The 26,916-nt window shown below is 60.9% G+C and carries 29 protein-coding genes; 24 read left to right on the top strand and 5 right to left on the bottom strand.

Translation table 11 applies throughout. The features are described 5' to 3' along the window. The 9 genes from IYX23_RS15570 (at position 1) to IYX23_RS15530 (ending at position 8,249) form a co-directional block, all read left to right on the top strand. A complete protein-coding gene (locus IYX23_RS15570) occupies positions 1 to 756 on the top strand; it encodes a 4Fe4S-binding leucine-rich repeat protein (protein WP_196393584.1) in 756 nt (251 codons plus the stop codon). Positions 757 to 768: 12 nt separating this feature from the next. Further along, the gene (gene sufB / locus IYX23_RS15565) at positions 769 to 2,256 is read left to right on the top strand and encodes a Fe-S cluster assembly protein SufB (protein WP_196393585.1); all 1,488 of its coding nucleotides are present in this window, start codon (positions 769 to 771) and stop codon (positions 2,254 to 2,256) included. 26 nt (positions 2,257 to 2,282) lie between these two features. Continuing rightward, positions 2,283 to 3,041 (top strand): Fe-S cluster assembly ATPase SufC, encoded by a 759-nt coding sequence (gene sufC, locus IYX23_RS15560; RefSeq protein ID WP_018406747.1) that lies wholly within the window; start codon positions 2,283 to 2,285, stop codon positions 3,039 to 3,041. A 3-nt stretch (positions 3,042 to 3,044) separates the two neighbouring features. Continuing rightward, positions 3,045 to 4,370 carry a Fe-S cluster assembly protein SufD gene (gene sufD, locus IYX23_RS15555; protein ID WP_196393586.1) on the top strand — a complete coding sequence of 442 codons (1,326 nt, stop codon included), beginning with the start codon at positions 3,045 to 3,047 and terminating at the stop codon, positions 4,368 to 4,370. 468 nt (positions 4,371 to 4,838) lie between these two features. Next, positions 4,839 to 6,350, top strand: coding sequence for a nitrogenase cofactor biosynthesis protein NifB (gene nifB, locus IYX23_RS15550; protein ID WP_123177378.1), 1,512 nt, complete (start codon positions 4,839 to 4,841; stop codon positions 6,348 to 6,350). Positions 6,351 to 6,385: 35 nt separating this feature from the next. Then, the gene (locus tag IYX23_RS20660) at positions 6,386 to 6,610 is read left to right on the top strand and encodes a 4Fe-4S binding protein (protein ID WP_014892097.1); all 225 of its coding nucleotides are present in this window, start codon (positions 6,386 to 6,388) and stop codon (positions 6,608 to 6,610) included. Between the two features lie 10 nt (positions 6,611 to 6,620). Then, positions 6,621 to 6,959, top strand: coding sequence for an iron-sulfur cluster assembly accessory protein (locus IYX23_RS15540; protein ID WP_196393587.1), 339 nt, complete (start codon positions 6,621 to 6,623; stop codon positions 6,957 to 6,959). A gap of 11 nt (positions 6,960 to 6,970) precedes the next feature. After that, a complete protein-coding gene (locus IYX23_RS15535) occupies positions 6,971 to 7,504 on the top strand; it encodes a tetratricopeptide repeat protein (RefSeq protein ID WP_196393588.1) in 534 nt (177 codons plus the stop codon). Beyond that, on the top strand, positions 7,494 to 8,249 hold the full coding sequence (locus IYX23_RS15530) for a 4Fe4S-binding leucine-rich repeat protein (protein ID WP_196393589.1): 756 nt from the start codon (positions 7,494 to 7,496) through the stop codon (positions 8,247 to 8,249). The genes IYX23_RS15535 and IYX23_RS15530 overlap by 11 nt, the downstream gene beginning before the upstream one ends. A 166-nt stretch (positions 8,250 to 8,415) precedes the next feature. Here the strand turns inward: IYX23_RS15530 and IYX23_RS15525 are convergent, their stop codons facing one another. Further along, positions 8,416 to 9,252, bottom strand: coding sequence for a folate-binding protein YgfZ (locus IYX23_RS15525; protein WP_196393590.1), 837 nt, complete (start codon positions 9,250 to 9,252; stop codon positions 8,416 to 8,418). 92 nt (positions 9,253 to 9,344) lie between these two features. Between IYX23_RS15525 and IYX23_RS15520 the strand changes: the two genes are divergently transcribed. The 10 genes from IYX23_RS15520 (at position 9,345) to fdxB (ending at position 18,415) form a co-directional block, all read left to right on the top strand. Continuing rightward, positions 9,345 to 9,530: a hypothetical protein gene (locus tag IYX23_RS15520; RefSeq protein WP_196393591.1), complete on the top strand. Its 186-nt coding sequence runs from the start codon at positions 9,345 to 9,347 to the stop codon at positions 9,528 to 9,530. Between the two features lie 231 nt (positions 9,531 to 9,761). Beyond that, the gene (gene nifH / locus IYX23_RS15515) at positions 9,762 to 10,649 is read left to right on the top strand and encodes a nitrogenase iron protein (protein WP_018406756.1); all 888 of its coding nucleotides are present in this window, start codon (positions 9,762 to 9,764) and stop codon (positions 10,647 to 10,649) included. A gap of 78 nt (positions 10,650 to 10,727) precedes the next feature. After that, positions 10,728 to 12,230: a nitrogenase molybdenum-iron protein alpha chain gene (nifD, locus tag IYX23_RS15510; RefSeq protein WP_196393593.1), complete on the top strand. Its 1,503-nt coding sequence runs from the start codon at positions 10,728 to 10,730 to the stop codon at positions 12,228 to 12,230. Between the two features lie 66 nt (positions 12,231 to 12,296). Then, the gene (gene nifK / locus IYX23_RS15505; protein WP_026222703.1) at positions 12,297 to 13,856 is read left to right on the top strand and encodes a nitrogenase molybdenum-iron protein subunit beta; all 1,560 of its coding nucleotides are present in this window, start codon (positions 12,297 to 12,299) and stop codon (positions 13,854 to 13,856) included. Positions 13,857 to 13,935: 79 nt separating this feature from the next. Beyond that, on the top strand, positions 13,936 to 15,606 hold the full coding sequence (gene nifE, locus IYX23_RS15500; protein WP_196393594.1) for a nitrogenase iron-molybdenum cofactor biosynthesis protein NifE: 1,671 nt from the start codon (positions 13,936 to 13,938) through the stop codon (positions 15,604 to 15,606). 4 nt (positions 15,607 to 15,610) lie between these two features. Next, a complete protein-coding gene (gene nifN / locus IYX23_RS15495; protein ID WP_196393595.1) occupies positions 15,611 to 16,987 on the top strand; it encodes a nitrogenase iron-molybdenum cofactor biosynthesis protein NifN in 1,377 nt (458 codons plus the stop codon). Positions 16,988 to 17,006: 19 nt separating this feature from the next. Next, positions 17,007 to 17,402, top strand: a complete 396-nt coding sequence (gene nifX, locus IYX23_RS15490; RefSeq protein WP_018406761.1) for a nitrogen fixation protein NifX — start codon at positions 17,007 to 17,009, stop codon at positions 17,400 to 17,402. Positions 17,403 to 17,411: 9 nt separating this feature from the next. After that, on the top strand, positions 17,412 to 17,882 hold the full coding sequence (locus IYX23_RS15485) for a NifX-associated nitrogen fixation protein (RefSeq protein ID WP_196393596.1): 471 nt from the start codon (positions 17,412 to 17,414) through the stop codon (positions 17,880 to 17,882). A gap of 8 nt (positions 17,883 to 17,890) precedes the next feature. Then, positions 17,891 to 18,091, top strand: coding sequence for a CCE_0567 family metalloprotein (locus IYX23_RS15480; RefSeq protein WP_029652201.1), 201 nt, complete (start codon positions 17,891 to 17,893; stop codon positions 18,089 to 18,091). Positions 18,092 to 18,115: 24 nt separating this feature from the next. After that, positions 18,116 to 18,415 carry a ferredoxin III, nif-specific gene (gene fdxB / locus IYX23_RS15475; RefSeq protein ID WP_026222705.1) on the top strand — a complete coding sequence of 100 codons (300 nt, stop codon included), beginning with the start codon at positions 18,116 to 18,118 and terminating at the stop codon, positions 18,413 to 18,415. 56 nt (positions 18,416 to 18,471) lie between these two features. Here the strand turns inward: fdxB and IYX23_RS15470 are convergent, their stop codons facing one another. From IYX23_RS15470 to IYX23_RS15455, 4 genes are read right to left on the bottom strand one after another with little or no spacing between them, the layout of a single operon-like run. Then, positions 18,472 to 18,786, bottom strand: coding sequence for a hypothetical protein (locus tag IYX23_RS15470; RefSeq protein WP_173370397.1), 315 nt, complete (start codon positions 18,784 to 18,786; stop codon positions 18,472 to 18,474). A 2-nt stretch (positions 18,787 to 18,788) separates the two neighbouring features. After that, on the bottom strand, positions 18,789 to 19,043 hold the full coding sequence (locus IYX23_RS15465; protein ID WP_246716850.1) for a hypothetical protein: 255 nt from the start codon (positions 19,041 to 19,043) through the stop codon (positions 18,789 to 18,791). A 15-nt stretch (positions 19,044 to 19,058) separates the two neighbouring features. Next, a complete protein-coding gene (locus tag IYX23_RS15460; protein ID WP_196393598.1) occupies positions 19,059 to 19,913 on the bottom strand; it encodes a sulfurtransferase in 855 nt (284 codons plus the stop codon). Between the two features lie 50 nt (positions 19,914 to 19,963). After that, positions 19,964 to 20,419 carry a hypothetical protein gene (locus tag IYX23_RS15455; RefSeq protein ID WP_196393599.1) on the bottom strand — a complete coding sequence of 152 codons (456 nt, stop codon included), beginning with the start codon at positions 20,417 to 20,419 and terminating at the stop codon, positions 19,964 to 19,966. Between the two features lie 145 nt (positions 20,420 to 20,564). Between IYX23_RS15455 and IYX23_RS15450 the strand changes: the two genes are divergently transcribed. From IYX23_RS15450 to IYX23_RS15430, 5 genes are all read left to right on the top strand, one after another. After that, the gene (locus IYX23_RS15450; protein ID WP_196393600.1) at positions 20,565 to 22,172 is read left to right on the top strand and encodes an FAD-dependent oxidoreductase; all 1,608 of its coding nucleotides are present in this window, start codon (positions 20,565 to 20,567) and stop codon (positions 22,170 to 22,172) included. Next, positions 22,169 to 22,615: a Rieske 2Fe-2S domain-containing protein gene (locus tag IYX23_RS15445; RefSeq protein ID WP_196393601.1), complete on the top strand. Its 447-nt coding sequence runs from the start codon at positions 22,169 to 22,171 to the stop codon at positions 22,613 to 22,615. Before IYX23_RS15450 ends, IYX23_RS15445 begins: the two co-directional genes overlap by 4 nt. Before the next feature lie 1,207 nt (positions 22,616 to 23,822). Beyond that, positions 23,823 to 24,830, top strand: a complete 1,008-nt coding sequence (locus IYX23_RS15440; protein WP_246716849.1) for an alpha-amylase — start codon at positions 23,823 to 23,825, stop codon at positions 24,828 to 24,830. A 97-nt stretch (positions 24,831 to 24,927) separates the two neighbouring features. After that, complete coding sequence (locus tag IYX23_RS15435) at positions 24,928 to 25,500, top strand: ANTAR domain-containing protein (protein ID WP_173370421.1); 573 nt, start codon at positions 24,928 to 24,930, stop codon at positions 25,498 to 25,500. Next, positions 25,497 to 26,657, top strand: coding sequence for a CmpA/NrtA family ABC transporter substrate-binding protein (locus IYX23_RS15430; RefSeq protein ID WP_196393603.1), 1,161 nt, complete (start codon positions 25,497 to 25,499; stop codon positions 26,655 to 26,657). Before IYX23_RS15435 ends, IYX23_RS15430 begins: the two co-directional genes overlap by 4 nt. Positions 26,658 to 26,916 lie beyond the last annotated feature (259 nt).

The raw sequence follows: 26,916 nt of genomic DNA, 5'->3' as shown, positions 1-26,916 counted from the left end.
ATGCATCGCATGGATCGCATGGACGCCGTCGACTGGCTTGGAAACTTCCTATCCTGCCGCGATTGTCCGCATGGGGAGATTCGCGAGAAAGGCCTTTGCGATCTCGGCCAGGTTTGCGTGCGCGACCGAAGGGCCCGCCGCATAGACAGGTTCTTCGCCGCGAGTCCGCAAGAAGCTGCGAAATATCTCGACCATCCCTATTTTGAACTGCGCGTCGGCGCGGTGAAATACGCGAGCGTCTTTCAGTTGCGCGCGCTGATCGATGACGAGGAGCCGGACGTCAGAGCCATGGTGGCGCAACGTCTGCCGTTGCGTCTCGCTGAAAAATTGATCGGCGACTCCGACCGCAAAGTGCGCATGGCGATGGCCCAGCGAGTCGAGGGCGCAGGTCTCGTGAAGCTGCTCTTCGACGAAGACAGCGGCGTGCGCCTGATTGCCGCGCGTCGCGCGCCGCCCGACATCCTCGCCGGCGCGACCAACGATGACGACCCGCAGGTGCGATGCGAAGCGGCGCGCCGGGTCGCCCTCGACAGGCTTCCGGCCATGGCGCGCGATCCCGAACCCCGCGTGCGCATGATTATTGCAGAGCGGTTGGCGCCGGCGCAATTGGGACTGCTTGTCGCCGACGAAGATTTACGAGTCCGCTTCCTGGTGGCGGAGCGATGCGGGACGGAATTGCTGGCGCGTCTGCGCGACGATCCTGATCCGGAAGTGAGGCGCCTCGTCCAGGCGCGCCTGGACGAAGCGCAACAGTGAACGGAGAGCGAAATGGCGGCGGTGCAAGAGACAGTTGAACAGGTTCGTCGTGTCGGCGCTGATCAATATAAATACGGTTTCGTCACCGACATCGAATCCGACCTCGCTCCAAAAGGCCTGTCCGAAGAGATCGTCCGTTTCATTTCTGCAAAGAAGAACGAGCCGGAATGGATGCTCGAATGGCGGCTCGAGGCCTATCGCCGCTGGCTGACGATGACCGAGCCGAAATGGGCGCGCGTTGATTACCCGGCGATCGACTATCAGGATCTCTATTATTACGCCGCGCCGAAATCGAAAGCCGGTCCGAAATCACTCGACGAAGTCGACCCGGAGCTGCTGCGCACATACGAAAAACTCGGCATTCCGCTGCATGAGCGCGAAATTCTCGCCGGCGTCGAGCGGCCGGAGGGCGAAGAGCGCCCGCGCGTCGCCGTCGATGCGGTATTCGACTCGGTCTCCGTCGCAACGACGTTCAAGGAGGAGCTGAAGAAGGTCGGGGTGATCTTCTGCCCGATCTCGGAAGCCCTGCGCGAGCATCCCGAACTCGTGCGCAAATATCTCGGCACCGTGGTGCCCGCCTCAGATAACTATTTCGCGACGCTGAACAGCGCGGTGTTCTCGGACGGCTCTTTCGTCTACATCCCGCCCGGCGTGCGTTGCCCGATGGAATTGTCGACCTATTTCCGCATCAACGAAAAGAACACCGGGCAGTTCGAGCGGACGCTCATCATCGCTGACAAAGGGTCTTATGTCAGCTATCTCGAAGGCTGCACGGCGCCCAAGCGCGACGAGAATCAGTTGCACGCGGCGGTGGTCGAACTCGTGACGCTCGACGACGCCGAAATCAAATATTCGACCGTGCAGAATTGGTATCCGGGCGACGAGAACGGCAAGGGCGGAATCTATAATTTCGTCACAAAGCGCGGCGACTGCCGCGGCGCCAATTCGAAGATCAGCTGGACGCAGGTCGAGACCGGCTCGGCGATCACCTGGAAATATCCGAGCTGCGTGTTGCGCGGCGATAATTCGCGCGGCGAATTCTATTCGATCGCGATCTCCAACGGTCGCCAGCAGGTCGACTCCGGCACCAAGATGATCCATCTCGGCAAGGGCACGACGAGCCGCATCATCTCGAAGGGCATTTCGGCCGGCCGCTCGTCAAACGCCTATCGGGGCCTCGTCTCGGCGCATCGCAAGGCGGAAGGCGCCCGCAATTTCACGAATTGCGACTCGCTGCTGATCGGCGGCGCCTGCAGCGCGCACACGATCCCCTACATCGAAGCGAAGAACCCGTCCTGCATGTTTGAACACGAGGCGACGACTTCGAAAATCTCGGAGGATGTCTTGTTCTACTGCATGCAGCGTGGCCTATCGCAGGAAGATGCGACCGCGTTGGTGGTCAATGGGTTCGTGCGTGACGTGTTGCAGCAACTGCCGATGGAATTCGCGGTCGAAGCGCAAAAGCTGATCTCGGTCAGTCTCGAAGGCAGCGTCGGCTGACGCCTCTATAGAGTGGGAGTGGTGGAATGACGGCGCTACTGGAAATTCGCGACCTCAAGGCCGAGATTGCCGGCAAGCAGATCCTGAACGGCTATGATCTCACCGTGAAGGCGGGCGAGGTGCATGCGATCATGGGGCCGAACGGCTCGGGCAAATCGACGCTGTCCTATGTGCTCTCCGGCCGGCCCGGCTATAAGATCACCGAGGGACAGGCGCTGCTCGCCGGCGCCGATCTGTCGCAGATGAGCGTCGACGAACGCGCCGCGGCGGGGCTGTTCCTCGCCTTTCAATATCCGTTGGAGGTGCCGGGCGTCGCGACGATGACCTTCTTGCGGGCCGCGCTCAACGCGCAGCGCAAGAAGCGCGGCGAGGAGGAAATGTCTTCGCCCGATCTGATCAAGCGCGTCAAGGAGCTCGCCAAGATCCTCGACATGGACATGGAGATGCTGCGGCGTCCGGTGAATGTCGGTTTCTCTGGCGGAGAGAAGAAGCGCGCCGAGACGCTGCAGATGATGCTGCTCGAACCCAAGCTGTGCATCCTCGACGAGACCGACTCGGGACTCGACATCGACGCGCTGAAAGTCGTCTCCAACGGCGTCAACCAGTTACGCTCGAAGGATCGCGGCATCGTCGTGATCACCCATTATCAGCGGCTGCTCGATTACATCACGCCGGACGTCGTTCATGTGCAGTCGGCCGGCCGCATCGTGCGGACTGGCGGCAAGGAGCTGGCCCTGGAGCTCGAAGAAACCGGCTACGCGCGCTACCAAAGCGAGGCGGCTTAAGTCATGGGCAACGCACAGGCCACTCCCGCTCGCAAACTCACCGACGCCGAGGCTCGGCTGGCGGAAATCTTCGCCATGCAGCAAAGCGCCGGCGCGCCGCAACTTGCGAAGCTGCGCACCGCCGCCTTCGACGCCTTTTCGAAAACCGGCCTCCCCAACCGACGCGACGAGGCGTGGAAATACACGGATTTGCGCGCTCTGCTGCGCGACGTGAAGCCCCTGGCCGAGCCGCCGGAAGATAGCGCGAAGCAAGGCGCGCGGAGCGCGGCAGTTCTTGAGGGCGTCGCGTCGCGGCGGCTCGTCTTCGTGGGCGGCTATTTCGTTCCCGAGCTTTCCGATCTCGCCGATCTGGAAGCGGGGCTGAGCGTGATGTCGCTGTCGGAGGCCTTGGCCAAGGGCGACGCCGCGGCGATGACGCAGATTGGGAACGTGGGCGAGGTCGACGATCCGGCCTTCGCGCTTAACACTGCCTTCATGGGCGAAGGCGTCGTCATTCGCGTTGGCGCCGGCATATGCGTGGATAGACCGATACAATTGGTCTTCGTGGCGGGCGCGCAGCCGGCGACCTATTTCCTGCGCTCGCTCGTCATCGTTGAAAAAGGCGCGCGGGCGACTCTGATCGAGAGCTTCGAGGGCGAAACGGCGCAGGAATACCATGTGAACGCCGCGACCGAGGTTGTGCTGGAAGAGGGCGCGTCCCTCGAGCGACTCAAGATCAGTCGCGAAGGCGCCGCCGCCATGCATGTCTCGACATTCGTCGCCTCTCTCGCCGCCGATGCCCAGCTGAGCGATTTCGGGTTCAATCTCGGCGGCGCCGTGTTGCGCAACCAGTTCTTTATCAATATCAACGGGCAGGGTGCCCATGCCGGACTGCGCGGGGCCAACATATTGAAAGGCAAGGAGCACGCCGACGCGACCTTGTTCCTCGATCATGCGGCGGAACGTTCGGAAAGCAAGGCGCTGTTCAAATCCGTGCTGGATGACTCGTCGCAGGCGGTGTTTCAGGGGAAGATCCTGGTTCGGCCCGGCGCGCAAAAGACCGATGCGCGCATGATGGCCCGTACGCTGCTGTTGTCAGAAGGGGCGCAGGCCAACTGTAAGCCTGAGCTGGAAATCTTTGCTGACGACGTGCAGTGCGCGCATGGGTCGACCGTCGGCGCGCTGGACGAGAATTTAATTTTCTACCTGATGGCGCGCGGGATTCCCCAAGCGGAAGCCCAATCGCTGCTGACGGAAGCCTTCGTCGGGGAAGTGATCGACGCCGTGGCGGATCGCAGCGTTCGAGAGGCTCTCACCGGCCTCGTTTCCGAACGACTGAGAACGCGATAAAGATCCCAAACCTGTGAGCGACGCATCATATGACGTCGCGCGGTTGCGTCGCGACGCTCCGATTTGGACGTAAAAATCCTCGGTAGCCGCTCGTCTATCTGGCAATGCGGCGTCGGCGAAACGCCTCGACATGGATAATGCGTCAGATGCTCGTCTGAGGGTATGAGCCGCGCAGACTCCCCGAACCGCTCGACCATGTTGAAACTGTAACAAGTGTCGTCACATAGAATATCGGACGTGTTTGAATATTTACATTGTTGGTTCGCGATACAGCTTTGAAATATAACGTGAAACGTTAGTTTAGGCGCTGGCATGGTTGTTGCGATCCCTCCGACAAACTGATGCATCGCTCCGTCTCAGCCGAGAGTCGGCACAGACGACTTTGCAGCGACAGAAGGAAGCAAAGCCATGACGTCTCTGGATGTTGGAACGGCGGAGGCAGCTGAAGGGGTGAACGCGGCGGTCGCCATGGGCGACGTGATGCAGAAGATCGCCGAGCACAAGGGTTGCGGCACGTCGGGCGGCAGCGGCAAAGCGAGCTGCGGTTCGGGCGCCGGAGAGGGCGACCTGCCGACGGAGATTTGGGAGAAGGTCAAGAACCACCCCTGCTACAGCGAAGAGGCGCACCACCATTATGCGCGCATGCATGTCGCCGTCGCGCCCGCTTGCAACATCCAGTGCAACTATTGCAACCGCAAATATGATTGCGCCAATGAATCGCGCCCCGGCGTCGTCAGCGAGAAGCTGACCCCGGAACAGGCCGCGAAGAAAGTTTTGGCCGTCGCCTCGACCATTCCGCAAATGACGGTTCTGGGCATCGCCGGCCCGGGCGATCCGCTCGCCAATCCGGAAAAAACCTTCAAGACATTCGATCTGATCTCGCGCACCGCGCCGGATATCAAGCTCTGCCTGTCGACAAATGGCCTGGCCTTGCCGGATCACGTCGACACGATCGCTGGTTACAACGTCGATCACGTCACGATCACCATCAACATGGTCGATCCGGAAATCGGCGCGAAGATCTATCCCTGGGTGTTCTGGAAGCATAAGCGCTACACCGGCGTCGAAGCGGCGAAGCTTCTCACCGATCGCCAACTGCAGGGCCTGGAAATGCTCACCGAGCGCGGCATTCTGTGCAAGGTGAATTCGGTGATGATCCCGGGGATCAATGACAAGCACCTCGTCGAAGTGAACAAGGCCGTCAAATCTCGCGGCGCGTTCCTGCACAATATCATGCCGCTGATCTCGGCTCCGGAGCATGGCACGGTGTTCGGCCTCAACGGTCAGCGCGGTCCGTCGGCGCAAGAGCTGAAGGCGCTGCAGGACAGCTGTGAAGGCGAGATGAATATGATGCGCCACTGCCGCCAGTGCCGCGCCGACGCGGTCGGCCTGCTCGGCGAAGATCGCAGCGCTGAGTTCACCACTGAAAAGATCATGGCGATGGAGGTCGACTACGATCTTGAGTCCCGTAAGGCCTATCAAGAGAAGGTCGAAGAAGAGCGCGTCGCCAAGGTGGCCGCGAAGCAGGAAGAGCTGGCGACGCTGGCCGGCGCGGCGAGCGACATCAAGTTGCTGATCGCGGTGGCGACGAAGGGTTCGGGCCTCATCAACGAACATTTCGGTCATGCCAAAGAGTTCCAGGTCTACGAACTCTCAACCTCGGGCGCAAAATTCGTCGGACATCGCCGCGTCGACCTCTACTGCCAGGGCGGATATGGCGACGAGGACAGTCTGGAGACGGTCATTCGCGCCATCAACGACTGCCATGCGGTGTTCGTCGCGAAAATCGGCGGTTGCCCGAAGAACGACCTGATCAAAGCCGGGATCGAGCCGGTCGATCAATTCGCCCATGAGTTCATCGAGAAGTCGGCGATCGCCTGGTTCAAGGCCTATCTCGACAAGGTGAACAGCGGCGAAATCGAACATCAGGAGCGCGGCGACGCCGAAATCCGTCAGGGCGCGCTCATCAACGCGGCCTAAGAAGCGCGTCAAGGAACGAAGCTAAGGAGCAACACATGACGCTTAAGATCATTGCGTCGCAGTGCACGAGTTGTTCAGCCTGCGAGCCGGAATGCCCGAATGTGGCGATCACCGAGAAGAACGGCACATTCGTCATCGATCCGAAGAAATGCACGGAGTGCATCGGCCATTTCGACGCGCCGCAGTGCGCGGCGGTCTGCCCGGTCGACAACACCTGCGTGATCGACAACGCCTATCCCCGCTACCAAGCACCGGCTTGAGGAGGCCGCAATGAAATTTACGCTTACGCCGGCCGCACAAAAATTCATCCGGCGAATGATTCAGTTCAGCGCCAACCCAGGCGGAGGCTTTCGCTTGATGGTGTCGCCGGGCGGGTGCTCTGGGCTCAGCGCGCTGTTTGACGTCGAAGCCGCGCCGCGCGCCGGCGATCAGGAATTCGTCGTCGAAGGCGTGAAGTTCTTCCTGCCGGCCGAAAGCCGCCTGCTGCTCGATGGCGTCACAATTGACTTCGCCGATTCCTCTTCAAGCGGGGGGCTGGTCTTTCACGATCCAAAGAACACGGGATCGTGCAAGAGCGCCGGCGGGCCTGTCGTGGAGCATGTGCATTAAAGGCGCGCGTCATGGTGAATGGCGAGCAAGCCGCTCTAAGCCCCGACGAGAAGGAACTTCTCGCCGGGGCCCTGCTTGGCGAGGGCCTGCCGTTGGAGGCCGAAGAATTTCTCCATCTCGCCAGCGAAACCTACGCCGACTCTGAAACGGCGGAGCGTTACTTACGCCAGGCCCAGCAATGGGCCCCGGATCATGCCGCGGTGCTGATCGGCTTCTATCGCTTTTACTTTTATAAAGGCAGATTGCGGGAAGCACTGGAGATCGCCAATCGCTGTCTGGAAAAGGCGGCGCGCGAAAACAACATGCCACGGGATTGGCGACGCGCCTCGGCGCAGGACGCGGTTTTTGACCGCTACGACGAAATTCTGCCGCGCTTCTTTCTCTTTACGTTGAAGGGCTACGCCTATTTGCAGATGCGCCTTGGCGCTTTCGAGGAAAGCAGGGTCGCCATCGCCAAGCTTCTCGAACTCGACCCAACGGACAAGATCGGCGCCAAGGTTCTTCTCGGCGTTCTCGACAGAATCGGCTTTGACGATGACGCGTGAGATTGACGAAGCGCGGGACTGGCGCGGGTTGGATATCGATTGTGCGAACTGCGCGCATCGGGATCTGTTGGCCGCGGGACGGTGCGAATTGCGCAAAGCCTGCGTGCACGACCGATATGCGCGGCGCATCGATCGCTTCTTCAATTGGAATCCAGAACTCGCCGACGGCTATCTCGCGCATCCCCATTTCGAAGTGCGCGCCATCGCGGCGAAATTCGCCAATCCGTTTCTCTTGCCGCGCTTATTGTCGGATCCCGATGAAACGGTGCGCTGGGAAGCGGTGCGCCGTTTGCCTGCGCGTTATCAGTGCGAATTGCGCAATGATCCGCATCGCGAAGTGCGCATTCGCGTCGCCACTCTGCTCGACGATCCCGATCTTCTGCCGATGATGCAGGATGAGGATTATTACGTGCGGATCGTGATCGCGCGGAAGGTCGCGCCGGCGCTGCTGGTGATGATGTTCGATGACCCGGAAGTGGAAGTCCGGCGTATCGTCGCGCAACGGATCGACGCCCAATGGCTCGGGCGAATGTGTCGAGATTCGAACGCCGAAGTGCGCCTTGAAGCGGCGCAAAGGATGACGCCAGAACAATTGTCGGATTTGAGAGATGACGTCGATTGGCGTGTGCGCCATTACGTCGCGACCAGACTGAACGTGGACGAAATCGGACATTTGATCAATGACAGCGATCCGCTCGTCGCGGAAGCCGCCCGCGAGCGTCTCGCGGGCGAAGCATTGAAGTGACAAGCCTGCCGTCGGCGCTCAACCATTGACGCACATCCCCGCCGATCAGGCTAGAGAGCGCACGGCGAATTAGGTCGCGAGAAGCGTGCTCTGCGACGTGAAGGCGATGGTTGAAAGCGCGCGTAATTGATCTGGATGGCCGCGCCGCATCAGCCTTAGACCGGCTTCAACTCGCAGCTCGCTCCACGACGAATTCCAGAGACGCGCCGCCCGCAGTCAGGACTGTTCCGGCCGCCATAGCGTCGGCAAGCCTGTCCAGGCGGATCAACGCGAGGCCCCTGTCGCCGCTGTGTGAGCCCGCCACGCCGATTTCGATCTCGCCCGCCATGACTTTAGTTCCGGGCGCTGGAGCCTCGCCGTCCACGTGGTAAGGCGTCACGCGCTTGCGCGCGAGGTTGCGATGCTTCGTGCGTGAGACCACTTCCTGGCCGATATAGCAACCCTTGGTAAAGTCGACGCCGGCGAGCAGGTCCATGTTCGCTTCGTGCGGAAATGCGGCGCCATAGGCGAAATCGACCCCGCCTTGCGGAACCCCCGCGGCGATCCGCGCGGCTTCATAGTCGTCGCGGGCGTCTTCCGCGTGGGCGCCGCGCGGCGCAATCAGCCGCCAGCCGAGCGTCTCGGAGCGCGGGTCGCACGCCATCGCCAGCGCAGGAATTTCCGGTCGCGCCTCACCGAGAACGGCGAAGGCCGCCAGTTCGTCGCTTTTCGATGTGACGCTCACCGCTGCGCGCAATTTGTACATGCCGAGGCGGCGCAGGAGATCCGGCTCCAAGCTGCTCGGACAATCAAGCAAATAGCGGCGCGATTCGCCTTCGCCTTCTGCAAAGACAAGGAAGTCGACCAATATCTTCCCCTGCGGCGCCAGCAGCGCGCAAAAGCGGGCTTCGCCCGAGGCGAGTTTGGCGATGTCGTTGGTGACGAGATTATGCAAGAATTTCGTCGCGTCGGCCCCGGCGATTTCAACAATGCCGCGATCCTGCAGGCGGATGACTGCTGACATTGTGTCTTATGCTCCAACCGCGTCTGTAAGCCGCCGCGGTTTGTCGTAAGCGCGCGACCCGCCGGATCGATTCTGGAAGCAACGATCCTGCCATGGGCTACAACCCCATGCCGGAAAGCGCGGAGCGTGCGTCACGTTCGAGGTTCTGCATCGCGCCGCCTTTCTCAATGAAGCGGACATTTCAAAACTGCCGCTACGCAGCGAAAAAGCGCCCAAAAAGATACGACCGCGTCGGCAATAACTTTGTCGCCCACATCACATGGTTGTTAGCTTTTTGACATCGAGCAGCGTGTCGCCGGTCATCCACAACTCACTGAATATAGGACTGTTTCTTTTGACGGCCGCACTCCGCAAGTGCTGGCATGGACATTGCGAAAGAGGGACCGGCTCGAGAGAATCGAGGGCCGTCGCAGAGAACCTCTTACTGGGAGTCCTTCTCTAACTCGGCAGCGAAGCAAGGCGCCGCGAGAGAGCTGCGGCAATGAGTAGGGGCCCAAGAGGAGACAGACATGTCGTCACTACGGCAAATCGCATTTTATGGCAAAGGGGGCATCGGCAAGTCGACGACGTCCCAGAACACGCTCGCCGCTCTGGCCGAGATGGGTCATCGCATTTTGATCGTCGGCTGCGATCCGAAGGCTGACTCGACGCGCCTCATCCTGCACGCCAAGGCGCAGGACACCATCCTGAGCCTCGCCGCCAATGCAGGCAGCGTCGAGGATCTGGAAATCGAAGAGGTGATGAAGGTCGGCTATCTCAACATTCGTTGCGTCGAGTCGGGCGGACCGGAGCCTGGAGTCGGCTGCGCGGGCCGCGGCGTCATCACCTCGATCAACTTCCTCGAGGAAAACGGCGCTTACGAAGACATCGACTATGTGTCCTACGACGTGCTCGGCGACGTGGTCTGCGGCGGTTTCGCCATGCCGATCCGTGAGAACAAGGCGCAGGAAATCTACATCGTCATGTCCGGCGAGATGATGGCCATGTATGCCGGCAACAACATCTCCAAGGGCATTTTGAAATACGCCAATTCCGGCGGCGTGCGCCTGGGCGGTCTGGTCTGCAACGAGCGTCAGACCGACAAGGAGCTCGAGCTTGCGGAAGCTCTGGCGAAGAAGCTCGGCACGACGCTGATCTATTTCGTGCCGCGCGACAATATCGTGCAGCACGCGGAACTGCGCCGCATGACGGTGCTGGAATATGCGCCGCAGTCCGAGCAGGCGAATCATTACCGCAATCTCGCGGTGAAGATCCACGCCAACCAGGGCAAGGGCATCATCCCGACGCCGATCACGATGGACGAGCTCGAAGACATGCTGATGGAGCACGGCATCATGAAGGCGGTCGACGAGAGCCAGATCGGCAAGACCGCGGCCGAACTCCAGGCGATCGCCTAACCCGTCAACGCATAAGCGTCGACCTCCCGCACGCGGGAGGTCGAGCTGAAATCCAGAAAGCATTAAAGGAGACATCAAATGAGTGTTTCGCCCACATTGAGCGTTGCGGAGATCAAGGACCGCAACAAAGCGCTCATCGAAGAAGTTCTGAAAGTTTATCCCGAGAAGACCGCCAAGCGCCGCGCCAAGCACCTCAACGTGCATCAGGAAGGCAAGCCGGATTGCGGCGTGAAGTCGAACATCAAGTCGATCCCGGGCGTGATGACCATTCGCGGCTGCGCTTACGCCGGCTCGAAGGGCGTCGTCTGGGGTCCGATCAAGGACATGATCCACATCAGCCATGGCCCGGTGGGCTGCGGCCAATATTCCTGGGCGGCGCGCCGCAACTATTACATCGGCACGACCGGCATCGACACTTTCGTGACGATGCAGTTCACGTCCGACTTCCAAGAGAAGGATATCGTCTTCGGCGGCGATAAGAAGCTCGCGAAGATCATGGACGAGATCCAGGAGCTGTTCCCGCTGAACAACGGCATCACCGTTCAGTCGGAATGCCCGATCGGCCTGATCGGCGACGACATCGAAGCGGTGTCGAAGGCCAAGTCGAAGGAATATGACGGCAAGACCATCGTCCCGGTGCGTTGCGAGGGCTTCCGCGGCGTTTCTCAGTCGCTCGGCCATCACATCGCCAACGACGCGATCCGCGATTGGGTGTTCGACAAGATCGCTCCCGACGCCGCGCCGCGTTTCGAGCCGACGCCTTATGACGTCGCCATCATCGGCGACTACAACATCGGCGGCGACGCCTGGTCGTCGCGCATCCTGCTCGAAGAAATGGGCCTGCGCGTGATCGCGCAATGGTCTGGCGACGGCAGCCTCGCCGAACTGGAAGCGACGCCGAAGGCGAAGTTGAACGTTCTGCATTGCTACCGTTCGATGAACTACATTTCGCGCCACATGGAAGAGAAGTACGGCATTCCGTGGTGCGAATATAACTTCTTCGGCCCGAGCAAGATCGCCGAGTCGCTGCGCAAGATCGCCAGCTATTTCGACGACAAGATCAAGGAAGGCGCCGAGCAGGTCATTGCGAAATATCAGCCCCTGATGGACGCGGTGATCGCCAAATACCGTCCGCGCCTCGAAGGCAAGACGGTCATGCTGTTCGTCGGCGGCCTCCGCCCGCGTCACGTGATCGGCGCTTACGAAGACCTCGGCATGGAAGTCGTCGGCACGGGCTATGAGTTCGGCCACAACGACGACTATCAGCGCACCGCCCAGCATTACGTCAAGGACGGAACGCTGATCTACGACGACGTGACCGGCTACGAATTCGAAAAATTCGTCGAGAAGATCCAGCCCGATCTCGTCGGCTCCGGCATCAAGGAAAAATACGTCTTCCAAAAGATGGGCGTGCCTTTCCGCCAGATGCACAGCTGGGACTATTCGGGCCCCTACCATGGCTATGACGGTTTCGCGATCTTCGCGCGGGACATGGACATGGCGATCAACTCGCCGGTCTGGAAAATGACCAAGGCGCCTTGGAAGTCCGAGGAACTGCCGCTGCTCCAGGCCGCGGAATAAATCAGCGCCGGCGCGTCGCGAAGGCGCGCGCCGGCTCCCCGAAATGCATGACGCGAGGGTTCGACCATGCCGCAGAGCGCAGAACACGTCCTAGACCATTTTGACCTCTTCAGAGGTCCCGAGTACCAGCAGATGCTGGCGAACAAGAAGAAGATGTTCGAAAACCCGCGCGATCCGGCTGAGGTGGAACGCGTTCGGGAATGGGCCAAGACCCCCGAATATCGCGAGAAAAACTTCGCTCGTGAGGCGTTGACGGTCAATCCGGCCAAGGCCTGCCAGCCGCTCGGCGCGGTCTTCGCCGCCGTCGGTTTCGAGCAAACGATTCCCTTCGTTCATGGCTCGCAGGGCTGCGTCGCCTATTACCGCAGCCATCTGTCGAGACACTTCAAGGAGCCGAGCTCCTGCGTGTCCTCGTCGATGACGGAAGACGCGGCGGTGTTCGGCGGCCTCAACAACATGATCGACGGCCTTGCCAACACCTACAACATGTACAAGCCGAAGATGATCGCCGTCTCGACCACCTGCATGGCGGAAGTCATCGGCGACGATCTGAACGCCTTCATCAAGACCTCGAAGGAAAAGGGTTCGGTTCCGGCGGAATACGACGTTCCCTTCGCTCACACACCGGCCTTCGTCGGCAGCCACGTCACCGGCTACGACAATGCGCTGAAGGGCATCATCGAGCACTTCTGGGACGGCAAGGCCGGCACGACGGCCAAGCTCGAGCGCAAGCCGAATGACAAGATCAACTTCATCGGCGGCTTCGACGGCTACACGGTCGGCAATATGCGCGAAGTCAAGCGCATCTTCGGCTTGATGGGCATCGACTACACGATCCTCGCCGACAACAGCGAAGTCTTCGACACGCCGACGGACGGCGAGTTCCGCATGTATGACGGCGGCACGACGCTGGAAGAGGCTGCCGATGCGATCAACGCCAAGGCGACGATCTCGATGCAGGAATATTGCACCGAGAAGACGCTGCCGCTGATCGCCGCGCATGGTCAGGAAGTCGCCGCCTTCAATCATCCGATTGGCGTTTCGGCGACCGACAAGTTCCTCATGACCTTGTCGCGCATCACCGGCAAGCCGATCCCTGAAGAGCTGGCGCGCGAGCGTGGTCGTCTTGTTGACGCTGTGGCCGATTCAAGCGCCCACATTCACGGCAAGAAATTCGCGATCTACGGCGATCCGGATCTGTGCCTCGGCCTCGCCGGCTTCCTGCTGGAGCTTGGCGCCGAACCGACGCATGTGCTCGCCACGAATGGCGGCAAGGCCTGGGCGGCAAAGGTGCAGGCGCTGTTCGACTCTTCGCCGTTCGGCCAGAATTGCCACGTCTATGCCGGCAAAGATCTTTGGCATATGCGTTCGCTGCTGTTCACCGAGCCGGTGGATTTTCTGATCGGCAATACCTACGGGAAATATCTCGAGCGCGACACCGGCACGCCGCTGATCCGCATCGGCTTCCCGATCTTCGATCGCCATCACCACCACCGCTATCCGGTGTGGGGCTATCAGGGCGGCTTGAACGTTCTGGTGTGGGTGCTCGATCGCATTTTCGAATCGATCGACGCCACCACCAATGTTCCGGCGAAGAGCGATTATAGCTTCGACATCATCCGCTAAGACGATTCGGCTCCCGCCCTTGCGGCGGGAGCCGCAACTTGCTCGCAGTAATGCTGTCGCAACGTGAAGGAGAAGAGGCATGAGTTCGCTTTCGGCCACGATCCAGGACGTTTTCAACGAGCCAGGCTGCGGCAAGAACGCGAACAAGTCAGAAGCCGAACGCAAGAAGGGGTGCACCAAGCAATTGCAGCCCGGCGGCGCGGCCGGCGGTTGCGCCTTTGACGGCGCAAAGATCGCTCTTCAACCACTCACCGACGTCGCCCATCTCGTGCACGGCCCCATCGCCTGCGAGGGCAATAGCTGGGACAATCGCGGCGCAAAGTCCTCCGGCTCCAATCTGTGGCGCACCGGCTTCACCACCGATATCAATGAGACCGATGTAGTCTTCGGCGGGGAAAAGCGGCTGTTCAAATCCATCCGCGAGATCGTCGAAAAATACGATCCGCCCGCGATCTTCGTCTATCAGACCTGCGTTCCCGCGATGATCGGCGACGATATCGACGCTGTGTGCAAAGCGGCGCGCGAGAAATTCAACAAGCCGGTCATTCCGATCAACTCCCCGGGCTTCGTGGGGCCGAAAAATCTCGGCAACAAGCTTGCGGGCGAGGCGCTGCTGCAACATGTGATCGGCACGGAAGAGCCGGAATATACGACGCCCTACGACCTCAATATCATCGGCGAATACAATCTGTCCGGAGAATTGTGGCAGGTGAAGCCGCTGCTCGACGAGCTCGGCATTCGCATCATGGCCTGCATCTCCGGCGACGGAAAATATAAGGAGGTCGCCTCATCGCATCGCGCCAAGGCCGCGATGATGGTTTGCTCCAAGGCGATGATCAATGTCGCGCGCAAGATGGAGGAGCGCTACGGCATTCCCTTCTTCGAGGGCTCCTTTTACGGCATCGAGGATAGCAGCGACTCGCTGCGCGAGATCGCGCGCATGCTGATCGAACGCGGCGCGCCCGCCGAATTGATGGACCGAACCGAGGCGCTGATCGCGCGGGAAGAGGCCAAGGCCTGGGCGGCGATCGCCAAATACAAGCCGCGCTTCGAAGGCAAGAAAGTGCTGCTGATCACCGGCGGCGTCAAATCCTGGTCGGTCGTCGCGGCGCTGCAAGAGGCGGGTCTCGAACTTGTCGGCACGTCCGTCAAGAAGTCGACGAAGGAAGACAAGGAGCGCATCAAGGAGCTGATGGGTCAGGACGCCCATATGATCGAGGATATGACGCCGCGCGAGATGTACAAGATGCTCAAGGATGCGCGCGCCGACATCATGCTCTCGGGCGGCCGTTCGCAGTTCATCGCGCTGAAAGCCTCGATGCCCTGGCTCGACATCAACCAGGAGCGGCATCACGCCTATATGGGCTATGTCGGCATGGTGAAGCTCGTCGAAGAGATCGACAAGGCGCTTTACAATCCCGTTTGGGCGCAGGTGCGCAAGCCGGCGCCTTGGGAAAACGCCGGAGAAAACTGGCAAAGCCGCGCGATGGCGCAGGCGGAAGCCGAGGCGGCGGCGCTCGCCGCCGATCCCGTGAAGGCGGAAGAAGTTCGCCGCGCGAAAAAGATCTGCAATTGCAAGAGCGTCGAACTCGGCGCGATCGAGGATGCGATCCTCGCGAACAATCTCTCGACGGTCGAGGGCGTGCGCGAGAAGACGAACGCCTCTGGCGGCTGCGGCGCCTGCGCCGTGCGCATCGAGGAAATTCTCGCGCAGATGGTCTCGGCTTCTCACGCGATCGCGGCGGAGTAACGCAATGGCGATCGTCTCCGTCAGCAAGAAAGCCTGTTCGGTCAATCCGCTCAAGATGAGCCAGCCAATTGGCGGGGCCTTGGCCTTCATGGGCCTGCGGGGCGCCATGCCGCTCCTGCATGGCTCGCAGGGCTGCACGTCTTTTGGCTTGGTGCTGTTCACGCGGCATTTCAAAGAAGCCATCCCGATGCAGACGACCGCGATGAGCGAAGTCGCGACGGTCCTCGGCGGCTACGACAATGTCGAGCAAGCGGTGCTCAACATCTACAACCGCACGAAGCCTGAGATCATCGGCATTTGCTCGACCGGGGTCACCGAGACGAAGGGCGACGACGTCGACGGCTACATCAAGCTCATTCGCGAGAAGAATGCGGCGGTCGCGAATCTGCCGATCGTCTATGTGTCGACGCCGGACTTTAAGGACGCCTTCCAGGACGGCTGGGAAAAGACGGTGACGCGCATCGTCGAAACGATGGTCGAGGCGCCAAAGAGCGCCGCGCGCCGCGATCCAACAAAAATCAACGTGCTGCCAGGCTGTCACTTGACGCCCGGCGATCTCGATGAATTGCGCACGATCATCGAGGATTTCGGCTTGGAGCCGACTTTTCTGCCCGATCTCGCCGGATCGCTCGACGGCCACATACCGGACGATTTCACCCCGACGACGATCGGCGGCGTCGGCGTCGAAGAAATTTCGATGATGGGTCAGGCCGGCTGGACGATCGCGATCGGCGCGCAAATGCGGCGCGCCGCCGAAGCCATGCAAAAGAAAACCGGCGTTCCGTTCCGGATTTTTGAACGGCTGTGTGGGCTTGAGGCCAATGATGCGCTGATGTCGTTTTTGACGGACATCAGCGGCCGCCCGGCGCCGATGAAATATCGTCGCCAGCGCGGCCAGCTCGTCGACGCGATGCTGGACGGTCATTTCCACATTGGCGGGCGCAAACTCGCGGTCGGCGCCGAACCGGATCTGCTCAACGAGATCGGCGGTCTGCTGACCGAAATGGGCGCGCAACTTCTTGTCGCGGTGACGACCACGCAATCGCCGGTGCTCGAACGACTGCCGACCGAAGAGGTGCTGATCGGCGATCTTGAAGACCTTGAAAATTTGGCGAAGGCCAAGGACTGCGATCTGATGGTCACCCATTCGCACGGCAGGCAAGCGGCCTCTCGCTTGAAGATCCCCTTCTTTCGCATGGGCATTCCGATGTTCGACCGCCTCGGCGGCGGGCATCAGTTGATGGTCGGCTATCGCGGCGGTCGCGATCTGATCTTTGACATCAGCAACCTGTTGATGGCCGATCACGAAGACAACCACGAACCGACACCCGACAGCTGGCGCGATGGCGTCGGCCCGTCACACGCCGCAACCTCGCACTAGGGGCGAAAAAGGAGGCGCTATGAAAGTCGCATTCGCAACCCAGGATTTGAAACGCGTCGACGCGCATTTCGGCTGGGCCAAGAACATCGCGATCTACGAGATCGGACCGGAAGGTCACGAATTCGTCGAGGCCATCCAATTTGACGGCGATCTCAAGGAAGATGGCAATGAGGACAAGCTCGCGCCGAAGATCGACGCGATCAAGAATTGCGCCATTCTTTATGTCGCTGCGATCGGCGGCTCTGGCGCGGCGCGCGTCGTCGCCAACAACATTCATCCGATGAAGGTCAATCAGCCGGAAGCCATCTCAGACCTTCTGGACAAGCTCCAGGAAGTGTTGAGAGGCGTGCCGCCGCCATGGCTGCGCAAAGCGTTGACCAAGGGAAAAGAACGCGTGCTCGATTTCGAAGAGTGAGGAACGACCATGTCTGAACCTACCGCCGTGCTCGAAAAAACTCCGGTCTCCGAGCTTCCGTTCATGAAGGAGCTCATCAAGGTCTGGCGCGCCCAGGACACGCACGGGACCTGGGAGACGAAGGGCGACCTCGAACTCTTGGCTCCCTATGTCCTTGACAAAGAGGCGCGCCGCGCGCTGCCGATCATCGGCGATCCCGACCCCGAGACGATCTGGCGCATGGAGCTCTTCTTCAACGCCATCGCGCTCTCCATCGAACGCGCCACGGGCGTCATGATTTCGCCCATGCTGAAGATGAGCCACGAAGGGTTCGGCCGCATGGTGCTGATCGGCGGACGCTTGATCGTCGTGAACAAGCAACTTCGCGACGTGCATCGTTTCGGATTCGACAGTTTCGAGAAGCTTGCGTCGGAAGGCGACAAATATGTTCAGTCCGGCGTCGAGATGATCGAAAAATACCCGGACGTCGCAAAATATTGAGGTCAGTGATGAGCGAGATCGACGATCTGAAGGCGGAAATCAAAAAGCTTTCGGCAAAGGCCATGCAGGCCAAAATGGATCTGCATGATCTTTCGGAAGAGCTGCCGATCAATTGGCCCACAATCCCCGAGATTGCGCAAAGGGCGCATGAAGCTTTCGCCGAGCTGGAGAAGAAGCGCGCCAAGTTGAAGTCCCTGGAGACGGTCTAACTCGAGAAGAGAAAGTATACGGCCATGTCACAAGCGACGCGCGATGGGCGCGATTGGTGTCCAGAATACCTTGTTGCGATCGATCCCGGTAAATGCATCGGTTGCGGACGCTGTTTCAAGGTGTGCGGTCGCGACGTGATGACGCTGAAAGGTCTGAACGAAGACGGCGAACTGGTTGCGCTGGACGACGATGAAGACGAAGAAGTCGAAAAGAAAATTATGGTGATGAATGATACCGGCGCCTGCATCGGCTGCGGCGCCTGCGCGCGCGTGTGTCCGACGAATTGTCAGACGCATGCGGCGGAAGACGTCGCGCTGGTTTGAGTAGAAAAAATGCGAGCCTCCGTCCAGGAGGCTCGCCACGCCAAGCCTGAATTACGCTATTCGATGCCCTGCTCGCGGGCTTTCCACATGGCGGCGATGCGAAAGCGCTCAGCGATCGCGATTGGATCGGCCAGCATCATCGCCTGAGCGTCGGCGAGGGCCTTCCTGACGGTCGCGGTCTCTTCCGCGTTCAGCGCCACGCGGCCGGCGACATGGGTTGCGTCCGGCATGATCGACCAGATTTTTCGCTTTGCGGGGTGCATCTTCACTTCTGTGAGATCGACAGCTTCGAGAACGCCGTCAAGATAGAGCGCAAAGCCCTTTACTTCGAGTTTTCGTCCATCTTCTGTGATCTTCACGAGAGTCGTCATCGTCACTCTTCCTGTTGCGCGAGCCAGCCATAGCCGCCCTGATCCCAAAGTTGGGCGAGCAGCCTATCTGCATTCCAATCGGGAAACTGGAGCTTCAATTCTTCATAGTCCTTGAGAAAGCGCGCGGCGTCGTCGTCGCGCAATTCGGCGATCATACCGTCGGCTTTGTAGTGGAGCGTAAAGCGCGTCCGATCGGCCGCGGCCGAGAGAGCATATTCGTCTCCCGTTTCGAGCTCATGGTCGTCGCGAACGCTCACACGCTGCACTCCTTCTTAAGCCGCCACCGCCGCTTGTTCGGCGCGCTCCCACTCCGCCCATGATCCGTCGTAGACGGCGACATCGGCCCGTCCGAGGAGATAGAGCGCCAAGGCGTCCATGCAGGAGGTCATGCCCGAAGCACAGGTGGCCACGATCGGCTTGCCAAGATCGACGCCGGCTGCTTCGAACCGCGCGCGCAACGCCTTGGAGTCGAGGAGCACGCCTGTCTGCGGATCGACCAGATCGGCCCAAGGCACGTTCACGGCCCCCGGAATATGTCCGAGTTTCTTGAAGGGAAAGACGTCGGCTTGCGAGCCGTCGAATTTGCCCGGCCCGCGCCCGTCGACAATCTGCTCGCCGCCGTTCCCGACAACGCTTTTCATTTGATCGAAATTGCGGACGAGTTCCGGCTTGAACGTCGGCGTGAAGGTTCTGGGCTGCGGACGCACCGGCGACATTTCGGTTGGATGTTTGGCGGCGACCCATTGATTGAATCCGCCGTCGAGCATCGCGACATTGTCGTGGCCGAAGACGCGGAACATCCACCACACGCGCGCCGCCGCCGAACCGCCAAAGAGCCGGTCGTAGACGATCACGCGATCGCCGTCTCCAATGCCGAGCAGTCCGACCTTTTTGGCGAAGTCCGCCGCATCCGGCAACATGTGCGGCAGATCGGAACTCGGATCGGCGATGTGATCGACGTCGAAATGAACGGAGCCCGGCAAATGACGGCCGCGATATTGATTGCGGCCGTCGAGATTGGTGCTCGGATGATGCCAGGTGCAGTCGAGAATGCGAATGTCGCCGTCGCTCAGATGCTCGGCTAGCCATGCCGCGCTGACGAGCGCGCCGGTCAGGGTTTCAGCCATCGGTCGGACCTCTTGTCTGCAAGTTCACAATTGTAGCTCGTCGCCATACGTCACGGGGCGACAGGAAGCGGATAGCCGGAGCGGGGACGCGTGCCGTAATAGTCGGGCCGCTCCGGCCAGTCGCCCTGCTTGATGGTGAATTTGACCACCTTCACCGGGGCGCCAGGCGAGCAGGAGACCTCGGCGAATTTGATTTCACGATCGCCGCTGCCGGCGGAAAAATCCGCGACCACCGTGCCGTCGGCTTTGCGCGCCCGCGCAAATCCGGGCGTGCCGGTCGTGGACGCCGGAACGGAATCGGCGACGAACAAGGGCGTCTCAACGCCGTCGGTCGAGGGACCAAAAGCCGGCGAGGCGAACGTAAAGGCCGCCAGCACGCCGCTGCGGTCGACCGCCATGTTCGCCGTCGCGGGGCGCGCGACGGAGTAGACGGTCAACGTGCCGCCGCTCAGCAATTCCTTCAACTCGTCCGGCGAACAGTTGGCGAATTCGGTGGCCAGATTCATCTTCGACTCCTTAGCTGTGCAACTCCAGCCGGGAGGTTCAAGTTTCGTGCCATGACGCCTTATAGTTTTGCGAATTCGCGCGTCGCCGAGAATCTTGCACATTAATTGCTATCCTCTGCATCGAACAGGGAGCGGACGACGCAACATGTTGGACGTGGCGATCATCGGCGGCGGTTTATGCGGGTTGGCGCTGGCGCGAAAGCTCCACCTGCGCGGACAAAACGTTGCGATCTTTGAGGCGCGCGATCGCCTTGGCGGACGCATTCTCACGGCGCCGCGCGGCGACGGCGGCGGCCTGGACCTCGGCCCAACCTGGTTTTGGCCGAAAACGCAGCCGCTGATCGCACAACTCGTCAAAGAACTGGCGTTGTCGGACTTCGCACAGCATGACGAAGGCGCCGTGTTGCATTTGCGCGAGGGCGAAAAAAGCGCCGAGCGCATCGAAGACAAGCGCCTCTATGACGACGCGCGGCGTCTGCACGGCGGAATGACGGTATTGGTGGAGGCTTTGGCCCGCGCAGTGCCGGCGGGCGCTATACATCTCGGTCACGAACTGGCGAGCCTGCGCGATTGCGGCGACCATGTGACGCTCGCATTCAAGACCGGCGAAGAACCCATGGAGATTGCGGCGCGCCGTGTCGTTCTCGCTCTGCCGCCGCGCTTGCTGCTCGAGGCCGTTCGCTTCACGCCGCCTTTGGACGAGGCGACGGATCAAGCCATGCTTGGCGCCGAGACTTGGATGGCGGCGCAGGCGAAGGTTGCAATGGAATATCGCGACGCCTTTTGGCGCGAGCAGAATCTCTCCGGCTCCGCCTTCGTCACGCATGAGCAAGCCGTGATCGGCGAAATCTTCGACGCCTGCGACATGGCGGCGGGCCTTCATGCGCTCGGCGGCTTTCTTGCCCTCAACGCCGACTTGCGCGAGTCCTTCGGCGTGGGTCTGCCGGTGTTGCTTGAGAGTCAAATCTGCAATGTGTTTGGCCGTAATGTCGAACCACTGCACATTCACTATCAGGATTGGGCGAAAGAGCGACTAACGTGCAGCGCGGCCGACCGCGCGCAACAGGGCGGCGACGGTTCGCACGACGTGGCGAATCCTCTATTGCGTCAAGCGCTGTGGGATAAGAAGCTGTTTCTCGGCGGCTCGGAAACCGCGGCGCGCAACGCCGGCTATCTGGAAGGCGCTTTGGACGCCGCGAGACGCATCGAGCGCGTCTTGGCCGTGCTCGAGGCGAAAAAGGCGACCTCCGGCGACGCCCTCTTTGAGGATATGCCGGTGAACGAGGCGAGTCTGGCGCGTTTCTCCGCTTGGGTGGACGCGCGCGCCGACGAGGTTTTCGAAAATTATCGCCGGCGGCTCAATCGCGCCCTGGCGTCGCAAGAGCGCGACAATCTCACGCAGGCAGCTGTGCTCGGGGCGATGGAGGAGGTGTTTCAACAGGCGCTGAGCCTGTTGGCGACGCTGCCCTTCGACATGGACGACGTCGCGATCGAACGCGGCCGCACGGCGCTGACGCCGCGCATTCAAAAACCTTTTGGCGACTTGCTGCAGTCGATCATGGACGACGTGGTCGCCTTCAACCAGACGTCCTGCGCCCTTTCGAACTTCCCGGACGAACATAAATTGTCTCAAGAATACACCCGGGTCATCATGCAGGATATCGCCGCGGCCTGGCGGGAATTTTCGCTTGCGGCGAATGGGCTATTGCTGGCGAAGCGGCGCGAGGCGCAGAGGCAGGAGGTGTCGCAATGAGCGAGCAGGGAACGACGATGGAGCAGAACGAGGCGACGCCGGAAGTCGTCGTCTACGCCTTTTGCGCGATGAGCGACATTCCGAGCCAGAAGGCGCGCGGCTTCAACCTCGTGCGGCTCGACGACAATGGCGAAGAGAAGCCGTTTCCGATCGTCGTCGTGCGCTGGGGCAAGCAAGTGTTCGGCTATTTGAACAAATGCCCCCACGACGGCGTCAATCTCGATTGGGAGCGAAATACGTTCCTCGAGCCCAACTACGGGCTGCGCCTCATGTGCGGCAAGCACGGCGCGCTGTTCGAGCTTGGCACCGGCATGTGCATCGAGGGCCCGTGCAAGGGACGCGGCCTTGTTCCGGTGGATCTCGCGATCATCGACAATGACATCTGCGTCGTCGGCGTCAAACTGGCGGAGGATGTCGACGAAGACGCCGAAGAAGGGGAATGAGCCGGCGAATGAAGCCGACGCGATTCGCTTCCGCCTCGCTCTTCCAACTCAGCGAAAAATTCGCGCCGATGCGCGGGAGCTGGATAGGGGCAAGGCCGCGATTCGCGCGGCGTCCTTCGACCGCTTGGCGATCTGTGCGATGGCTCTCCTGGCGTCAGCTCACCGGCTTGATGTAGCAGCGATCCAAAGCAATCGGGACGCGGTCGCCGGCGCTCATTCGAAATAAATTAAGCGTCCAGCGGCGCGCTAGACGCGCCAGCTACTTCTTCGACGGCTCCTGCGGCTTGCCGGCGGCCTTCGGGGCGGCGAGCGCACGCTCCTTCTCCGTCGGCGGAAATCCGCCGGCTTCGGCATCGGTTCCCAATGGCGCGGCGGCGGGATCGGAGCCCGCGACCTTGTCGCTCCTCTCGCCACTATCAATGCGGCGACGAAGCTGTTCGGTCGTCGGCGTTGTCTTCTTCGCCCGTCCATCGCCAGCTCCCCCATGCGTTCGTAGAAAACCGCGTCATCACGGCAAACGTGGCTTCAAGGACAAGGCGACTGGCGAGCGCCGCCACAGCGCCCATGTTGCGATGTGGAGTTGCGCCGCCGACCATGCTCAGTCGGAGAGGCTGTCGCTGTCGGCGGCAGAATGCGAATTTTTTCGGCGCGCGCTGCCGCCTCTCAAGCAAAGCGCGTCACGCGAATAATTCTGGTGAACGTTTCGCCGCGCGCGTGCGGAACCGCGAACCCCTGCAAAAGCCTGGCGTTCAAAGCAGCTAAGCGACCTGCTCGCTACAGCTTCGCTGTAGGTGGCGCCGCGATTGCATCCGTTTGGCGCGAGGGCGTCGCTTGCGACGTCACCCGGTCCACAGAAGGGCCCCCCAGCATCGCCGCTGTCCTGAACGTCTGCTTCGCAGGCGTTCAGGCAGCGGCTTTTTTCGTTTCTGGGGCGCGCGCAGACGAGATGCAGATGAGGTTCGCGATGAAGAGAGCACAGTCCCAGCGATCGAAGCCCCAACCCTCGCTGCGGCGCGGCGCAGCCGTCATGGCTGCAGTGGCCGCGCTCATCGCGACCGACGCGAACGCCGCGCCCCCTAAGAACGCGCCATCCGAGGCGTCTTCAATACAACATCAAGCGCCGCCGCCATCCCTCGCGCCGGTCGCGCCGCCTCCGCCTCCGCCTCCCGCCCCGCCGCCAGCGCCCATGGGGGTTTTCGGCGTCGACATGCCGGCCGCAGGCAAACTCGTTCTCTCCATTACGCCCGTCTTCGCCAATTTGTCGGGCATCAAGATGGGAACGCGCACGGTCTCCAACGAATATATCGTCACGACGGTGCCGTTCTTTCTCAATCCCAGACAAACAGTGCGCATTATTCCGCAAAACATCGCGGTCGCAACGCAAGTGATCGGCCTGAACTATGGCGTGACCAAAGATTTCGCGATGGTTCTCACAGCCGGCATGATCGAGAAGAACCTCAACGCCCTAACCTTCAAGGGCGCGTCGGGCATTCTGCCGCTCGGCAGAAGTTTGCCTGGAACGACGAGCCTTGCCGACGTCACTTTGTCGGGCGTCTATCGCATCTATCAGGACGACGTCCACCGCATCCAGCTCTCTCTTGGCGTCTCCTTGCCCGCCGGCAGCTACACCGCCACATTCAAGGACTTTCTCCTGCCCGACGGGACCCGCCGCAACATTCGAGGATTCTATGGCATGCAGCCCGGCACGGGCACATTCGATTTCCTGCCGGGCGTCGTCTATGCAGGCTATCTGGGACCGTGGTCATGGGGCCTCGGCTATCGCGGACGCTTCCCTCTGGCCGCAAACTCACTGGGCTATTCCTGGGACTATCTGCTCGAATATCGCCTGCGCTTCCCGCTCGGCCCCAATCCTTCCGGGGGCTACCGATGGGGCGATCTGCATGAATTCAACGCCTGGGGCGGCTACACCTGGACGCCCGGTCTCACCACAACTTTGCGCGTAACCGGTTCGACACAGGGCCCGATTCGCGGCTTCGATCCGGAAATCCGCGGCCCGGCCGTGCCGGCCAATCCGGCCTTCTATGGCGGACAGCGGGTCGAAGTCTTCGGCGGCGCGACGATCAGCGGCAAATTTATCGGCTACGAAAATGTGCTGGTCGCGGTCGAGGCGGGTCTTCCTGTCTATCAGAACCTCAACGGTCCGCAGATCATGAAGAACTGGCAGGCAGGCATGTCGTTGCGGTTCAAGATATAACGTGCGTTGGTCGCGGCCCGGCGGGCGGATCGCGGAGACTGACGGCGATGCGCCCCCGCGGGCGCGACCCATACATGCGCTCACTGGACGCCGTGAATTGAAGATCGTCATTGTCGACGAAAGCCCCATTCGCTCGCTGATCCTCGAGGAGGGACTGCGTGACGCCGGCTTCACGCAGGTCGAGCGTATCAGCGAGATGCACAATCTGCTGAAGCACATCTACGCCAGCGACCCTGACGTGATCCTGATCGATCTTGAGAATCCTTCGCGCGATACGCTTGAGCAAATGTTTCAGGTCAGTCGCGCCGTGCGTCGGCCGATCGCCATGTTTGTCGATCAGAGCGATACGGCGTCGATTCAAGCCTCGGTCGACGCTGGGGTCTCGGCCTATATCGTCGATGGGTTGAAAAAGGAACGCATCAAATCGATCCTCGATCTGTGCGTGTCGCGGTTCAACGCCTTCTCGAAGCTTCAGGATGATCTCGAGCAGGCCAAATCCGATCTCGAGGAGCGCAAGACGATCGAACGCGCCAAAGGCATATTGATGAAGGCGAAGAAGCTTTCCGAAGAAGACGCCTACAAATTGATGCGCGGCGCCGCCATGCGCGAAAACAAAAAGATTATCGAAATTGCACGCTCGGTCATCACTGCGGCGGAGATGTTCAAATGACCGGCGAAGCGCATGTGAAAATCGGCTTCATCCCGCTCGTCGACGCCGCCGCGCTTTTGATTGCCGCACATAAGGGATTCGCCAAGGCGGAAGGTCTCGACGTCGAACTGATCCGCGAAGCGTCCTGGGCGAATATTAGAGACAAGCTCGCCATCGGCCGTTTCGATGCGGCGCATCTTCTGGCGCCGATGGCGGTCGCTTCCACGCTCGGACTGGGCCATGTGCGAGTCCCGCTTGTCGCGCCGATGAATCTCGCGATGAACGGCAATGCGATCGCGGTGTCCACAGCGCTTTATGCCGAACTCGCCGCCGAAGGCGAGGTCGCGCATCCGGCGCAAACCGCGCGCTCGCTCGCCAAGCTCGTCGCACGGCGAAGGGCCGAGGGACGTGAGCCTCTGACCTTCGGCATGACCTTTCCTTTTTCCATGCATAATTATCAGCTGCGCTACTGGATGGCGGAAGGCGGCGTCGATCCGGATGAAGACCTGCGGTTGATCGCTCTGCCGCCGCCCTACATGGTCGAAAATCTGGCGCGCGGTCAGCTCGACGGCTTTTGTGTTGGCGCGCCCTGGAGTTCTGTCGCGGTCGACGCCGGCGTTGGGGTCATTCTGCATTTCGGCTGCGAGATTTTCACGTGCGCGCCCGAGAAAGTCCTCGCGCTGCGCGAGAGCTTTGCCAACGATAATCCTGATCTTGTAGCGGCGCTGATCCGCGCGCTCGATAAGGGAGCCGCCTTCGTCGACGAGCCGCACAACCTAGACGAGGTTTCGCACATCCTTTCGCGTCCGGAATATGTCGGCGTCGACGCCGAGATCATCCGCCGCGTGCTCACCGGCCATTTGCGCGTCAAGGCGCGCGACGAACGAAGCGACGCCAATTACCTGATCATTGGAAGAGACGGCGCGATGCGGCCGGATCCACGGCAAGCCGCATGGATCTATGCGCAAATGCTGCGCTGGGGCCAGACGCGCTATGCGCCCGCCATGGCCGATCGGGCGAAGCGCGTCCTGCGCACGGATCTTTTCGACGCAGCGATCGACGGCGTGACCACTCAGCGCGAAATTGCAGCCTTTGCGGGACCGTCTTTCGACGGTCGGAGCTATGCGGATTATCTCGCCGGCTTCGCTATCGGACAGCGTCTGCAAGCGCTGAACTGATGCTCAAAAGGGCCAGGCGTTAGGCGCCTCGCGCCTAAGCATTCGGCGCCGCAAAATGCCGCCTGCTGCCACTGGGCAGCGCCAAACGCCCGCATTTCTTAGGAAAAACCACGCCGGCGCCTCTGGCCCGAAATGTGCACTCACCTCATCGGTCAACGACGACCGCCGGTCCGCCGGAACGAGCCCAAAGCCGGGCTCCGTCACAGAAGCGATTTCGCAATTTGCGTCGCGCTTTGGTCGTCTTGCCCGTTCACATCCC

The organism is Methylocystis sp. L43, from assembly GCF_015709525.1.
Taxonomy (GTDB): domain Bacteria; phylum Pseudomonadota; class Alphaproteobacteria; order Rhizobiales; family Beijerinckiaceae; genus Methylocystis.
The sequence above is the reverse complement of the archived record's forward strand: the minus strand, read 5'-3'. Positions and strand labels throughout refer to the sequence as shown.

What these genes read in the sequence shown, in the direction of transcription:
- IYX23_RS15570 (WP_196393584.1), top strand. Translation starts at nt 1, where the DNA reads ATGCATCGCATGGATCGCATGGACGCCGTCGACTGGCTTGGAAACTTC.
- sufB (WP_196393585.1), top strand. Translation starts at nt 769, where the DNA reads ATGGCGGCGGTGCAAGAGACAGTTGAACAGGTTCGTCGTGTCGGCGCT.
- sufC (WP_018406747.1), top strand. Translation starts at nt 2,283, where the DNA reads ATGACGGCGCTACTGGAAATTCGCGACCTCAAGGCCGAGATTGCCGGC.
- sufD (WP_196393586.1), top strand. Translation starts at nt 3,045, where the DNA reads ATGGGCAACGCACAGGCCACTCCCGCTCGCAAACTCACCGACGCCGAG.
- nifB (WP_123177378.1), top strand. Translation starts at nt 4,839, where the DNA reads ATGGGCGACGTGATGCAGAAGATCGCCGAGCACAAGGGTTGCGGCACG.
- IYX23_RS20660 (WP_014892097.1), top strand. Translation starts at nt 6,386, where the DNA reads ATGACGCTTAAGATCATTGCGTCGCAGTGCACGAGTTGTTCAGCCTGC.
- IYX23_RS15540 (WP_196393587.1), top strand. Translation starts at nt 6,621, where the DNA reads ATGAAATTTACGCTTACGCCGGCCGCACAAAAATTCATCCGGCGAATG.
- IYX23_RS15535 (WP_196393588.1), top strand. Translation starts at nt 6,971, where the DNA reads ATGGTGAATGGCGAGCAAGCCGCTCTAAGCCCCGACGAGAAGGAACTT.
- IYX23_RS15530 (WP_196393589.1), top strand. Translation starts at nt 7,494, where the DNA reads ATGACGCGTGAGATTGACGAAGCGCGGGACTGGCGCGGGTTGGATATC.
- IYX23_RS15525 (WP_196393590.1), bottom strand. Translation starts at nt 9,252, where the DNA reads ATGTCAGCAGTCATCCGCCTGCAGGATCGCGGCATTGTTGAAATCGCC.
- IYX23_RS15520 (WP_196393591.1), top strand. Translation starts at nt 9,345, where the DNA reads ATGGGCTACAACCCCATGCCGGAAAGCGCGGAGCGTGCGTCACGTTCG.
- nifH (WP_018406756.1), top strand. Translation starts at nt 9,762, where the DNA reads ATGTCGTCACTACGGCAAATCGCATTTTATGGCAAAGGGGGCATCGGC.
- nifD (WP_196393593.1), top strand. Translation starts at nt 10,728, where the DNA reads ATGAGTGTTTCGCCCACATTGAGCGTTGCGGAGATCAAGGACCGCAAC.
- nifK (WP_026222703.1), top strand. Translation starts at nt 12,297, where the DNA reads ATGCCGCAGAGCGCAGAACACGTCCTAGACCATTTTGACCTCTTCAGA.
- nifE (WP_196393594.1), top strand. Translation starts at nt 13,936, where the DNA reads ATGAGTTCGCTTTCGGCCACGATCCAGGACGTTTTCAACGAGCCAGGC.
- nifN (WP_196393595.1), top strand. Translation starts at nt 15,611, where the DNA reads ATGGCGATCGTCTCCGTCAGCAAGAAAGCCTGTTCGGTCAATCCGCTC.
- nifX (WP_018406761.1), top strand. Translation starts at nt 17,007, where the DNA reads ATGAAAGTCGCATTCGCAACCCAGGATTTGAAACGCGTCGACGCGCAT.
- IYX23_RS15485 (WP_196393596.1), top strand. Translation starts at nt 17,412, where the DNA reads ATGTCTGAACCTACCGCCGTGCTCGAAAAAACTCCGGTCTCCGAGCTT.
- IYX23_RS15480 (WP_029652201.1), top strand. Translation starts at nt 17,891, where the DNA reads ATGAGCGAGATCGACGATCTGAAGGCGGAAATCAAAAAGCTTTCGGCA.
- fdxB (WP_026222705.1), top strand. Translation starts at nt 18,116, where the DNA reads ATGTCACAAGCGACGCGCGATGGGCGCGATTGGTGTCCAGAATACCTT.
- IYX23_RS15470 (WP_173370397.1), bottom strand. Translation starts at nt 18,786, where the DNA reads ATGACGACTCTCGTGAAGATCACAGAAGATGGACGAAAACTCGAAGTA.
- IYX23_RS15460 (WP_196393598.1), bottom strand. Translation starts at nt 19,913, where the DNA reads ATGGCTGAAACCCTGACCGGCGCGCTCGTCAGCGCGGCATGGCTAGCC.
- IYX23_RS15455 (WP_196393599.1), bottom strand. Translation starts at nt 20,419, where the DNA reads ATGAATCTGGCCACCGAATTCGCCAACTGTTCGCCGGACGAGTTGAAG.
- IYX23_RS15450 (WP_196393600.1), top strand. Translation starts at nt 20,565, where the DNA reads ATGTTGGACGTGGCGATCATCGGCGGCGGTTTATGCGGGTTGGCGCTG.
- IYX23_RS15445 (WP_196393601.1), top strand. Translation starts at nt 22,169, where the DNA reads ATGAGCGAGCAGGGAACGACGATGGAGCAGAACGAGGCGACGCCGGAA.
- IYX23_RS15440 (WP_246716849.1), top strand. Translation starts at nt 23,823, where the DNA reads ATGCCGGCCGCAGGCAAACTCGTTCTCTCCATTACGCCCGTCTTCGCC.
- IYX23_RS15430 (WP_196393603.1), top strand. Translation starts at nt 25,497, where the DNA reads ATGACCGGCGAAGCGCATGTGAAAATCGGCTTCATCCCGCTCGTCGAC.